Source organism: Xanthomonas sp. NCPPB 2250, assembly GCF_056725265.1.
The window spans coordinates 3,542,973-3,556,805 of record NZ_CM161520.1 but is presented as its reverse complement, the minus strand read 5'-3'; the positions used below and the strand labels follow the sequence as shown (position 1 = coordinate 3,556,805).

The 13,833-nt window shown below is 69.4% G+C and carries 5 protein-coding genes; all 5 read left to right on the top strand.

Annotated elements, in window-relative coordinates; genetic code table 11:
- Positions 1-125 precede the first annotated feature (125 nt).
- The 5 genes from AC1PMG_RS14140 to AC1PMG_RS14120 all read left to right on the top strand — a co-directional run bounded on the left by AC1PMG_RS14140 (position 126) and on the right by AC1PMG_RS14120 (position 13,825).
- Positions 126-2,492, top strand: a complete 2,367-nt coding sequence (locus AC1PMG_RS14140; protein ID WP_481109312.1) for a Tat pathway signal protein — start codon at positions 126-128, stop codon at positions 2,490-2,492.
- 333 nt (positions 2,493-2,825) lie between these two features.
- A complete protein-coding gene (locus tag AC1PMG_RS14135) occupies positions 2,826-5,654 on the top strand; it encodes a TonB-dependent receptor (RefSeq protein WP_481109311.1) in 2,829 nt (942 codons plus the stop codon).
- Positions 5,655-5,815: 161 nt separating this feature from the next.
- Positions 5,816-9,991 carry an Ig-like domain-containing protein gene (locus AC1PMG_RS14130; protein WP_481111675.1) on the top strand — a complete coding sequence of 1,392 codons (4,176 nt, stop codon included), beginning with the start codon at positions 5,816-5,818 and terminating at the stop codon, positions 9,989-9,991.
- Complete coding sequence (locus AC1PMG_RS14125) at positions 9,988-11,583, top strand: family 43 glycosylhydrolase (RefSeq protein WP_481109310.1); 1,596 nt, start codon at positions 9,988-9,990, stop codon at positions 11,581-11,583. Before AC1PMG_RS14130 ends, AC1PMG_RS14125 begins: the two co-directional genes overlap by 4 nt.
- 415 nt (positions 11,584-11,998) lie before the next feature.
- The gene (locus AC1PMG_RS14120; RefSeq protein ID WP_481109309.1) at positions 11,999-13,825 is read left to right on the top strand and encodes an Svx/AvrXca family virulence/avirulence protein; all 1,827 of its coding nucleotides are present in this window, start codon (positions 11,999-12,001) and stop codon (positions 13,823-13,825) included.
- Positions 13,826-13,833 lie beyond the last annotated feature (8 nt).

The following is a 13,833-nucleotide window of genomic DNA, read 5'->3' as shown; positions in this document are numbered from 1 at the left end:
GCAGCGCAGCACCGCCGCGACCACGCGGCTATGCGATTTTCCGCACCGATCCTCGGCACAGCGCACAAGACGCTGCGGCGTGCGCAGCGCAGGATGCGACGATCGCATTGCATCGGGGACGGTAGATGGATCGGAGAGATTTCCTGCGTCAGGGCCTGGCGGTCGGTGCGGTCGCCGGCATGGACGTGCTGGCCGGGCGCGCCGCCGCGGCACCGACAGCGGCCAGCGCCGCGCGTGCGCCGGCACCGCCACAACTGCAGCCGCTGGCGGCCGACGCGCTGGCCGGGCACACCCTGCAATGCCGTTTCGTCGAAGCGGGCGCGACCTGGGAGGTGTACGAAGACCTGCGCCAGCCCGACGGCGATCTGACCCTGCGCGGGCCGGGTGGGGCGCTGGTGCTGGGCAAGCGCACCGAAGCGGTGTACCCGGCCGCGCAGGCGCCGTATTTCGGCATGGCCCTGGCCGAAGTGGCGATGGCCGATGCCGACCTGCTCGCCGATCGCCTGCTGCGTGATGGCGACCCGCGCGCCGACGAAGTGCGCGACGTGGCGCCGCCGCCGGCCTCGCAACTGGATCCCAAGGACTACAACGGGCGCCTGCCGTGGACCACCTTCGTCGGCACTCGCGAATGCGCCGACACCATGCCGGTGTACCCGGACGGGCGCACCCGCTGCTATCGCGCCATCCAGGCGTTCCCGGAGCTGGGCAAGGACGAGCTGGTGCGGCGCCGCAGCGAAGGCCTGCTCGGCGGCTGGATGCCTGCGGTGCGCAAGGTGGTGCCGGCCGGCGAGGGTCGCTACTACGACATCCTGCTGTTCGCGGATGTGCTGGCCGAGGACCGCTTCGTGGTGCAGACCTGGCACCGCAGCGCGCTGGTCGAGCACGGCAAGGTCAGCAAGGTGGTGTACGGCTACAGTTATCCCGACTACCCGCCGCGGCGCGGCCCGCGCAGCGCCGAGGACTTCTACCGCGGCCTGCTCGCCTTCGCCGGCTACTGGCAGGCGCAGCTCGCCGACACCGTGCAGGCGCAGACGCCGGACCCGAGTTGGCGCGACATGGCGCGCTTCGCCTTCGCCCGCGAACTGGTGGTGCGCCCGGGCGGCACCTATCCCAAGTACGGCGCGGTGGATCGCGACTATTACGGCAACGAGTACGACGGCTTCCAGGACACCTTCACCAGTTCCCTGTACGCCAACCTGGAGTGGGGCCGCTTCGCCCAGGCCGCGGCGGTGCTGGACGGCTATTTCAGCGATTTCGTGCAGGCCGACGGCATGGTCAACATGCGCGGCCCGGAGACCGGCCAGTTCGGGCTGACCCTGTCGCTGCTGGCGCGCTACCTGCGCTACACCGGCGATGCCGCGCTGCTGCGCAAGCACCGCGACAAGATCGCCGCCACCGCGCAGGTGTTGGCCGAGCTGCACGACGCCAGCCTGCGCCTGCCGGCGTCGGCACCGGGGCACGGCCTGATCCACGGCTGGAACGAATCCGATGCCTGCCTGTTCCCCGATCCGCAGGTATGGTGGAAGCCGTACTACGCCAACAGCGCGCTGGCGGTGCGCGGCTGGCAGGACCTGGCCGCGGTGTGGCCCGGCATCGCCGGGCCCGGCGGGCAGGCCGCCGCGGCGCAGTGGCAGCGCCGCGCGCAGCAACTGTCCGCGCAATTGCTGCGCACCTTGCGCGGCAACGTCCGCCGCGACCTGCAGCCGCCCTACATCGGCCCGCTGCCCGGGGCGAAGCTCACCTTCCGCCAGTCCTTGCAGCAGGAACATCCCAGCGAGCAGGGCTGGCCGCACCGCGCCTATGCCGAACTGCTGCAGGCCGACGTGCTGCCCGACGACCTGGCACACCTGGTCATCGATTGCGTGCGCGGCCACGGCGGCACCAGCCTCGGCGTGGTCGGCAACATCACCGCGCCGACGCCGGAAGCGCGCGACCTGCTCGGCTTCATCTCCTACGGCTACGCGCAGCAGTTGCTGCGTTTGGATCGCGTCGAGGAATACCTGCTGTTCCTGTACGCGCACCGCTACCACGTGCATACCCGCGGGAGTTGGACGGCGGGCGAGGTCACCGGCGTCACCGGCGGCATGCCGCTGTTCTGCATCCCCGCGCAGTTGACCATTCCGCTGCTGCTGCGCTGGATGCTGGTGTTCGAGGACAGTGCCGGCGAAGAACTGTTCCTGGCGCGGGCGGTGCCGCGCGACTGGCTGGGCAGCGGCGAGGCGATCGCGATCGAGGCGGCGCCGACGCGCTGGGGCAGGGTGTCGCTGGCGCTGCGCGGGGATCCGGCGCGCAAGCGCATCGACGGCAGCGTGACGCTGCCGGCACAGCGGCCGGCACGCACCTGGCTGACCCTGCGCGTGCCGGCCGGCACCCGCCTGCAGGAAGTGCGGCTGGACGGGCAGCCGGCGGCGCTGTCCGGGCCGCGCAACGAGCGTGTGCTGGTGCCGGCCGGCAGTACGGCGACGGTGGCGATTTCCGCCGTCTACGGCTGAGTGGCGAAAAAGTCGGAAACGTCCCGCCGGTCTGCGGGGCAGTGCGGTATTCCGCACGTTTTCCCGATAAATACGACAAGACGCCGCGCGCATCCTACGCGCACATTGTGGCCGTGCAGTGAATGTCCAAGGGGGAGATTCCTGCACGTCACCGGGGACGCAGCGCATGGGTCGTGCGCGTCGCCGTGCAGGCGGCGTCGGGATCGTCCCATCCGATGGCGCATGCGTGGACACGTCCGTTTTCGTATCCGCCACACGCGCTGGCGACGGGGCGGCCGCCTGGGGAAGGGCGGCGTTCCGGCGATCGCCAGGCTGCCGCTCAGGAGATTTCCGATGCCGTCTTTGCTCGAACGCGTTGCGCCGCTGCTCCCGTGTTCCTGGCGCGCCGCGCCGCAGCCCGGTCCGCTGGCCGCGGCGATCTGCACCGCGCTGGCCCTGCTCGCGCCGGCGGCGCAGGCACAGGATGCACAGACCCAGGACACCCAGGCGACCACGCTGGAACGCATCAGCGTCACCGGCAGCCATCTGCGCCGGGTCGACGCGGAAACCGCCAGCCCGGTCATCACCATCGATCGCCAGCGCATCGAGGACAGCGGCCAGGACACCCTCGGCCAGTTGCTGCAGCAACTGCCGGCGATGGCCGGCAACATGCCCAACGTCGCGCTCAACTCCGGCTTCAGCCACGGCCGCGCGCTGGTGTCGCTGCGCAACCTCGGCCCCGAGCGCACCCTGGTGCTGGTCAACGGCCATCGCATGGCCGGGCCGGCCAGCAGCGTCGCCGCCGCGCCCGGCGTGGACGTCAACGCGATTCCGGCGGCGATGGTCGAGCGCATCGAGGTGCTCACCGACGGCGCCTCGTCGGTGTACGGCTCCGACGCCATCGCCGGCGTGGTCAACATCATCCTCAAGGACAAGTACGATGGCTTCGCCGCCACCGCCGACTACGGCCTGAGCACCCACGGCGACGGCAACCGGCGCTCGCTCGGCCTGGAGTGGGGCAAGACCTGGGACCGCGGCGGGCTGATCCTGGGCGTGAGCCGCAGCTCGATGAACGCGCTGTACGACAGCGACCGCGACTACGCGCGCACCGCGCAGAACTATCTCAACGGCCAGGTGGTGGAGCGCCGCGGCAACGGCACCCGCGCCTTCCTGCGCAATGGCAGCGTGCTGACGCCCAACGCCAACCTGGCGCCGGGCCAGGTCACCGCGGGCGACTTCCACACCTACAGCCAGGCGGTGGAAGGCTACAACTCCTACACCGGGCAGTACCTGATCACCCCGGTGCAGCGCACCAACGCTTCCGCGCACGCAACGTTCGATTTCACCCCGAACGTGCAGGGCTACCTGGACATGTTCTGGACCCGCAGCGAGACCACCTCGCAGCTCACCGCCTACGGACTGGAACTGCCCAACGCCGCGCAGAACTACTACAACCCCTTCGGCGCCCAGCTCAGCCGCTACCTGCTGCGTTCGGTGCCGGCCAACACCCGCGTCTACACCTCGACGATGTACCAGACCAACATCGTCACCGGCTTGCGCGGCAAGTTCGGCGACAGCAGCTGGCAGTGGGATGCGGCGGCCGGCTACGCGCACTACAAGGACACCCTGGTGCGCAACGGCTTCTCCATCACCTCGGCGCTGAACAACGCGGTCGGGGCCTCGTTCCGCGACAGCGATGGCACCATCAAGTGCGGCACACCCGGCAACGTCATCGCCGGCTGTACCCCGATCAACGTGTTCAACCCGGACGATCCGGCCACCATTGCCGCCATCAAGGCCACCCAGAGCGCGGTCGACCTGATCGACGAGAGCACGATGAAGTTCGCCGAGGCCAGCGTCAACGGCGACCTGTTCGCGATGCCGGCCGGCGCGGTGCAGGCCGCATTCGGCCTGTCGTTCCGCAAGAACGGCTTCTCGCAGGGCACAAGCAACCCGGTGGCGGCGGCCGATGCGGACGGCAACTGCGACTACAACGACGGTTGCATCATGAACCAGGGCCACGACGAGACCATCAAGGAGGCGTATGCCGAAGTGCTGGTGCCGCTGCTCAAGGGCGTGACCGGTGCGCAGGCGCTGAACCTCAACCTGGGCACGCGCTACTCGCGCTACGACTACTGGGGCAGCACCACCAACAGCAAGGTCGCGCTGGAATGGCGGCCGATCGACAACCTGCTGATCCGCGCCACCGGCTCGCAGGTGTTCCGCGCGCCGGCGCTGGGCGATCTGTACGGCTCGCCGTTCAACGGCGTGGTCGACGACGCCGGCACCTATACCGATCCGTGCAACGGCTACACCGGCGGCGGCAATCCCGCGGCCTGCGCCAACGTGCCGACCAACGGCAGCTTCGTCAACAGCTCGTCCTTCACCGTGCTCACCACAGGCTCGGCCAACGCCGGCTTCGCGATCAAGCCCGAGCAGGGCCGCTCCTACAACATCGGCGCGGTGTACGACCCGGGCTGGGCCGAGGGCCTGTCGTTGAACCTGGACAGCTGGCGCGTCACCCTGGACGACATGATCAACGGCACCGGCCTGGATCAGGTGCTGCAGAACTGCTACGACGGCCAGAGCGCCTACTGCCCGCTGATCAAGCGCGGCCCCACCGGGCAACTGGTCAGCGTGACCGTGCCGTTCGCGATCAACAGCGGCAAGGTCGACATCCGCGGCGACGACCTCGGCATCAAGTACGCCTTGCCGGAGACGGCGTGGGGCCGCTTCCGCGCCGGTGTCGATGCCACCTACCTGTCCAGCTACAAGTTCAGCGGCGATCCGCACAACTACGTGGGCGAACAATCCAGCTACGGCAACCTGCCGCGCTGGCGCGCCAACTTCACCCTCGACTGGGACAACGGCCCCTGGCACGCGAGCTGGAACACGCGCCTGATCGGGCGCACCACCGTCGGCAGCGCCTACGAGGACTTCTGCGTCAACACCGCTGCCGACGGCAGTTGCGTGTACTTCCCGGTCGGCACGGTGACCTATCACGATGCCAGCGTGAGCCGGAAGTTCGAGAGCCTGCATACCACCCTGGCACTGGGCGTGAACAACCTCGGCAATCGCACGCCGCCGCGCTACTACGGCTACGCCAGTGCGGCCAACACCGACGCGTTCACCTACGACACGCTGGGACGCTACTTCTGGGCACGGATCAGGACCGAGTTTTGAGTCGCACGTCTGCACCCGGTGGCGCCGCATCGCGCGTGCGGCGCGGCGCCATCGCGCTCCTGGTTGGTCTGTCGTTCGCTGCGACGGCGGCGGCGTCAGCCGCCGTCAGCGACCTCGACCGCGACGGCGAAGGCCTGCAGCCCAGCAATGCCGCGATCGGCATGCCGCACTTCAAGGGCGATGCGCATCCCTTGCCGGATAGCGGCGTGGCGTTCGCGCCGGGGCAGGGACAGGGCCAGTTGCAGCGGGTGTTCGCCGCCGACCTGGCGGCGGGTGCCGGCAGCGCGCCCGGCCGCGATTTCTGGATCGACCGCCTGCTGGCGCGGCAGGGCACCGGTGGCGGTTTCGGCGACAGCAACAACTGGCTGTTCACCCGCGGCCGCGCGGCCTACCTGTACACGCACAAGCCGGAGGAGCCTGGCTTCGTCGGCGACGTGGCCTACGTGCACAAGACCGGCCACGACGCGCTGTTCCGCCTGCAACTGGAGGGCAACGGCGTGCCGATCGCCCTGGTCGAGGACAGTGCGCAGCGGCGGCAGACGCCGAGCTATTTCAGTAGCGTGTATGCCGGCGAAGGCGTGCGCCTGCAGTTGGTCAAGTTCATCAGCGAGCAGAACGTAGCGGTGGCCGAAGTCACGGTGTCCAGTATCGACGGCGTCGCGCATACCCTGACTTTGCGCGCGGTTTCGCCGATGGCCACGCATGCGCAAGGCGCCGAATTGACCGGCGCCTTCGTCACCCACAACGCCATCACCACGCTGTTTCCGCGCCTGTCCGGCGACGGCTTCGCGGTCGATGGCGTGAGCATCGCGCGGCCACTGGCCGTGCCGGCGCACGGCGCCGCGCCGACGCTGAAGGTGCAGCTGGGGCTGGTCGCGCGCGAGCTGCCTGCCTCGCTGCAGGAATACCGGCGCATCGCCGCGCAATCGCCGCAGCAGGCCTATCGCGACCATGTCGTCGCCTACAACCGCTGGTGGGCCGACAACCTGCCGTACCTGGACACGCCCGAGGACAATCTCGACAAGACCCTGTTCTATCGCTGGTGGCTGCTGCGCTTCAATTTCCTCGACGCGGCGGTGCCCGGCAACGACTACCAGTTCCCGGTGGCGATCGAGGGCGTGCTCGGCTACGACAACGCCATCGTGCTCACCACCGGCATGTTCATCGACGACCTCAAGTACATGCGCGATCCGCTCTACGCCTACGGCTCCTGGCTCGGCGCCGGCGAGACCGCAGGCGGCGGCAAGTACGTGGACAACCCCGGCGCGCCGGAGAACTGGTCCAATTCCTACGCCCAGTACCTCAGTGCCGCCGCCTGGCGCGCCTACCAGGTGCACGGCGGTCCGCCGGCGATCGCCGGGCAACTGACGCGCTACGCCAGCGACGACGTGGACGCGCTGTTGCGCGCCTACGACCGCAACGGCAACGGTCTGATCGAATACGACTGGGCGGCGATGACCGGCAACGACGCCGACGCGGTGTCCTTCGACTGGGCCAAACACCATGGCGCAGCACGCATGGACCGCAGCGAGAGTGCGTACGTGTACGCCAACGCGCTGGCCGCCGCGCAGGCCGCGCAACTGGCCGGCGACGCCGCCACCGCGGTGCGCATGCAGGCGCTGGCGGCGAAGATCCGCCGCGCCGTGCTGGAGGTGCTGTGGCAGGACCGCAGCGCGCAGGCCGATGGCATGGGCCTGCATGGCGACCTGCTCAAGCAGCGCCAGGCCGATGGGCCGCGGCTGCCGGTGGACTGGAAGGAAACCAACAACTACTACCCCTTCAGCGTCGGCCTGATGCCCAGGCACGGCGATGCCGACGACGACCCCAAGTACGTGCGTGCGCTGCGTCTGTTCGCCGATGCCCGGCAATTTCCGCTGTTCCCGTTCTACACCGCCAACCAGGCCGATGCGCAGGCGCGCGGGGAGGGCGGCAACAACAACTTCTCGGTGATCAACTCCACCGTGGCGTTCCGCCTGATCGGCAGCGTGTTGCGCGATTACCCGAGCCCGTACCTGGACGCGTCCAGCTACCGCAAGCTGCTGTACTGGAATGCGTGGGCGCACTACATCGATGGCGACAACCGCTATCCGGACCAGAACGAGTTCTGGGCGCAGGGCAGCGCCGCCGACGGCGGCCGCATCGGCTACCGCTCGTGGATCCACCACACCCAGCTCGGCGCCACCAACTTCACCGTGATCGAGGATGCGATGGGCCTGCGTCCGCGCAGCGATGCCCTGATCGAGCTGTATCCGATCGACATCGGCTGGGACCATTTCGCCGCCGACCGCCTGCGCTACCGCGACCGCGACCTGAGCATCGTCTGGGATCGCGACGGCCGCCACTACGACGGGGCCGCGCCGAAGGGCTATTCGCTGTACCTGGACGGGCGTCTGGCCTTCACCGTCGATCGCCTGGCACACGTGCTGTACGACCCGGCCAGCGGCCGCGTGGAGGCCTTGCCGGATGCGGTCAATGCGGATGCGGCGTCGTTGCGCGTGCTGGCCGCGCACCGGCTGGCGCTGCAGGCGCCGCAGCAGGTGCGCTTCCCCGGCGCGGCGCGGATCGGTGCGGTACTCGCCGATGCCGGCCTCGACATCGCGCTGCCGCCCGGCGCGCGCAATCTGGCGCAGGGCGCGGCGGTCAGCGCCAGCTACGCGACCGACGGTTTCCCGGCCACGGCCGCGGTCGACGGCAGCACCGCCAACGAGCCGTTCTGGGGCACGGCCGGTTCGCCCGCCGCCAGCGACTGGCTGGAACTGGATCTGGGCCAGCCGCAGACCCTCGACGACGTGCGCGTGTACTTCTATCGCAGCTCCTCGCCGCCGGGCGAACAGCATGGTTTCCCGTCGGGCACGCGCGCCGGCTACGCGCCGCCGTGGCTGTACGTGCTGCAGTACTTCGACGCCGGCGTGTGGAAGACCGTGCCCGGCCAGGTACGCGAGACGCCGATCGCCCAGGGCAACCGCAACCGCATCCGCTTCCCGCCGCTGCGCGCGCAGCGCTGGCGTTTGCAGGTCACGCATGCCGGCGCACTGCGCACCGGGATCAAGGAGCTCCAGGCCTATGCCAGCGGCACCGCCGTGCCGGCGGCGCACGGCAACCAGGCGCCGCAGGTCGAGGCCTGGCAGGAAGACGGCAGCGCGGCGGGCGGCGTGATGCGCCTGGTCGGCCGGGTCGGCGACGACGCGTTGCCGAACGGCACGCTGGCGCTGCACTGGCGCACGCTGCAGTCACCGCCCAGCGGCGCGGCGCTGTTCGAGCAGCCGCAGGCGGCCACCACCGAGGTGCGCTTCACCGCGCCCGGCGCCTACACCCTGCAACTGCAGGCCGACGATGGCGCCTTGCAGGGGCACGCCGAGGTCGCGGTGATCGCCGCTGCCACGCCGGCCGGGCAGACGATGCAGGTACAGGGCGAGGCCACGCCGAGCGCGCAGTTCACTGCCGGTCATCACCGCCTGCAGGCGCTCAACGATGGGCTGCTGCCGGCACCGGACCAGGTGCCGGCCGCCGACCGCCGCTGGGGCAGCTGGGGGCGCGCGCAGCCCGCCTCGGTGTGGGTGCAGTACCAGTGGCCGCAAGCGCAGCGGTTGAGCGCCGCGGTGCTGTATTTCTGGGACGACCAGCCGCAGGGCGGGGTGGCGCTGCCGCGCGCGTGGACCCTGCAATACCTCGACGGCACGCAATGGCGCGATATCGCCGTACGCGGCGGCTATCCGGTGCATGGCGCGCCGAGCCGGGTGGCGTTCGCGCCGGTGGTCACCACCGCCTTGCGCGCGGTGCTGCAGACCGCGGCGCAGGGCGAGGGCCATTACGCGGTCGGCCTGGACGAATGGCAGGTGTTCGCCGAGCGCGCGGTGGCGACCGAAGCGGTGGACGTGCGCATCGCGCCCGGTCAGGCGCCGACGCTGCCGGCACGCATCGCCGGCTACTTCGCCGACGGCAGCTGGGCCTGGCTGGGCGTGCGCTGGTCGCCACCGGATCCGGCGGCGTTGGCTAGCGAGGGCCGCGTGCAGGTGCAGGGGCTGGCCGACGGCGACGTGCCGGTGAGCGCCAGCGTCTGGGTGCGCGCGACCGCGCCCGGCCAGCTCACCACGGTGCAGGCACCGCTGCCACTGCACGTGCGCGCCGGGGAGACGCCGACGCTGCCGGAGCGGGTGTCCGTGCAGTACAACGACGGCTCGCGTGAGCGCGTGCCGGTGCAATGGTCGCCGCTGGCGCCGGCCACCTACGCCAAGCCCGGCCGCCTGAGCGTGGTCGGGCAGGCGCAGGGGCGCGAGGGCAGCGGCGTGCTGCCGGTGTGGTTGGAACTTGTGATCGAGGCGGAGGCGGCGCCATGAGCAGGCGTTCCCCGCGCGGCGCAGTCGCCTGTCTGCTGGCGGCGTGCGCTGCTTGCATCGGTCTGGCGGGGGCTGCCGCACCGGCTGTGCCGTGGTCGCGGCAGGTACACGCGCCGGGCAATCCGATCCTGGCCGATGGCCGCGCCTATTCGGCCGACCCCGCGCCGCTGGTCGCCGATGGCAAGCTCTACATCATCGCCGGCCGCGACGAGGCGGCGCCGGAGGTCAACGACTTCGTGATCGACCGCTGGCAACTGCTGGTCACCGACGATGTCGGCCGCGGCGACTGGACCCATTACCCGACGCTGCTGCGCCCGCAGCAGGTATTCGCCTGGGCGGCGCCCGGCCACGCCTATGCCGCGCAGATCGTGCAGGGCCCGGATAAACGCTACTACCTGTATGCGCCGGTGCAGGAAGCGCAATCGCGCAATGCCGATCCATTCGCGATCGGCGTGGCGGTGGCCGACAGCCCGCTGGGGCCGTGGCGCGACGCGCATCCGCAGGGACCGATCCTGTCGCAATCGCTGCCGACGCCCAACGCGATCCAGAACATCGACCCGACCGTGCTGGTCGACGACGACGGTCGCGTGTATCTGTATTGGGGCACCTTCGGCAAGCTGTTCGGCATCGAGCTGGAGCACGACATGGTCACGCCGAAGGGGCAGGCGGTGGCGGTGACCACGCTGGATGGCTACTTCGAGGCGCCGTGGCTGTTCAAGCGCAATGGCACCTACTACATGGCCTACGCCGGCAACCATGCCGGGCCGGAGTCGGAGTGCACGCCCACGCTGTACCACGCGTGCATCGCCTACGGCAGCGCGCCGTCGCCGCTGGGCCCGTGGACCTACCGCGGGGTACTCCTGCCGCCGGTGTCCTCGACCACCTCGCATCCAGGCATCGTCGAATTCAAGGGCCAGTGGTACCTGGTCTACCACACCGCCGATGCCAAGGGCGGCGGGCATTTCCGCCGCAGCGTGGCGATCGACCGCCTGCAGTGGGACGACACCCGGCAGCCGGCGCGGATCCTGCCGGTGGTGCCCACGCGGCGGCCGCAACCGCCGCTGCCGCCGCAACGCAACCTCGCCCGCTATGCGCAGGCCAGCGCGTCCAACGGCCCGGCCATCCCGCACCAGTACTGGATCGCCGCGCTCAACGACGGCCGGGTCAAGCGCAATCCGTTGCCGCCGCAGCTATGGGGCAGTTGGACACCGCACAACCCGCCGCAGCAATGGCTGCAATACAGCTGGGCGCAACCGGTGACGCTGCAGCGCAGCCGCATCCTGTTCTGGGCCGACCATCCGCCCGGCGCCGACACCGGCGTGGCGCCGCCGACGCGCTGGCGGCTGGAATACCGCCGCGATGGGCGCTGGTGGCCGCTGGCGCAGAGCACGCACGCCCCTGCTGCCGGTCGTTGGCAGACACTGCGCTTCGCGCCGGTGACCACGCGCTGCGTGCGCGCGGTGCTGGACGCCGCCGGCGGCGGCGAGCGCTACGCCGCGCTGGCGGTACAGGAGTGGGAGATGCTGGCGCCGCATGCACAGCGCCTGCCGCAGGCGACCGCTGCGGATGTGCAGCGCTGCGACATGCCTTGAGGCGAGGCGCGCATGCCGATCGAGCCAACCTCGCCGGATCTTCGCGGGCGCTTCGGTTGCAGCACCTGCCGCTGCTGTCGGCGGCAGGTGCCGGCCGCATCATGTTCCTGCCGTGACGTCGGTTTGATTTTCGGACTCTGTGCGGAATTATCCCGATTCCATGAGGATAACCGTCGGGTGCATTGCGTTTGAGTGGACTAGTCTGGCGACGCGTTGCCGATGCGCGAGTGGCTGCCGCGCGGCGTGTTCCTGGCGTTTCGCAGAAGGCGAACCTGGATCCGCTTGCCATTGGGGCGGCGGCGGATGCCTCAATCACTGCAGGCGGGTGCGTCGGAACGCGCGTCGATCGTCCTATTCATCCAATGTCGTCGGACAAGAGGAGTGTAGCGCCGTGAAACTTGCTGCTTCTCGATGCATGCGTCTGGTCTCCAAGGTGTGCCTGTCGGCCGTTCTGGCCCTGGCTGCGCCGCATGCACATGCGGCGGCCGCGGCGGTCTGCACTGCCGGCCAATGGATCGCCAATCCCGGCGATACCGACATGCCGGCCGTTCGCTACGAAACGCAACACTTCGCGTTCCGCTGGAAGGACGGACAAGCCGTTTCGCAGAACGACGTCGCCTCGGCAGCCAAGGAACTGGAGCTGATCTGGGCTGCCTACATGGAGCGCGTCGGGTTTCCCGAGCCTTACTGCAACACGCAAACGAAGTACAAGGTCAGCGTCTACCTGGACCACAGCTTCGGCCTGAACGGTGGTACTTCCGCCAGCGGCGGCATGGGCATGTGGATCAACCCGGATCAGTTGGGGTATCACTGGGGCCTGGCGCATGAATTGACCCATGGCTTGCAGGGCAGTACCGGCGGCTTGCGCGATTCGCCGTACGTCGGCTGGCTCTGGGAATCGCATGCGAACTGGATGGCGCATCAGTATTTCCACGACGATGTGCAGTGCTCGGAGATGTTGGTGAACTACCCGCATCTCTATCTTGGCTCGACCCGCGACCGCTACTGCAACTGGCAGTTCATGGAGTACCTCAAGTATCGCTTCGGTTACGCGATCATCAACGATCTGTGGGCCAAGGCGCCCAAACCCGGCGATTCCCGCCAGGCCGATGCCGATCCGTTCTCGATCATTCGCGACAACATGGGCTGGAGCCAGTCGCAGCTCAATGACGTGTTCGGCGACTGGGCCATGCACAACGTGCAGTGGGACTACATCGACCCGGACGGTCGCGACCATGGCGCCGTGATGCGCCAGCAATACGGCAGCAATACCGCGTTCAATCCGGAAAACCTGTCCGATGAGACCAATCGCGATCGCGCCCTGCGCCTGACCCAGCTGGATCCGGTGCAGGGCCAGACCGGCGGCTACCAGGTACCGTTCGACTGGGCGCCGCAGCGGTGGGGCTACAACCTGGTCAGGCTGATTCCCGCGGCGGGTGCGAATGCGGTCGTGGTGAAGTTCCATGGCAACGTGCAGCAGCAGTCGGCGGTCGACACGTTGCCGGGTCTGGCCAACGATCCCGAGACGATCGGCACGCCGGACTCGGACTGGCGCTGGGGCCTGGTCGCGATCGATGCGAACGGCAAGCCGCGCTACAGCGCGTTGCAGAAGGGCGCCGATGCCGCGCTGTCGTTCCAGGTGCGCAGCGATGACAGCGACCTGTATCTGGTGGTCATGGGCACGCCGAGCAAGATGCAGAAGATCAAGTGGGATCAATCCTACTACTCGGTCTACCGCTATCCCTGGAGCGTCACGCTGGAGAGCGCCTATCCGTCGGGCCTGCAGCCCGGTGCGCCGACGCCGACGCGCGTCGGCAGCCGCCATCCCAACGGCGGTGGTTGGGTCGCCCAGAACGCGTATGTCGCCTCAACCGCCTATGTCGGCCCGCAGGCGCGGGTGCTCGGGGGCAAGGTGCTGGGCGATGCGCGGATCGAGGACCACGCGACGATCCTGGGCGGGCAGGTGCGGGACGGCGCCGTGGTCGGCGGGTTGAGCCTGCTGCAGGACGGGGTGACGATCAAGGATCGCGCCAAGCTGCATACGGTGTTCAAGCCGGCAGGCGCGTTCGGTGGGTTCACGCTGTCCGGTTCCGCGCAGATGCGCGGCGACCTCGAGCAGCGCGGTGCGTCGGCCAGCAAGGGCGTGTTCTACGGATACGTCGATGCGGACACGGTGACCAATCCCGACGATGGCGCCGACCTGACCGACGCGGTGCCGGAGGTCACGGCGAAGCCACGCTGATCGACCGG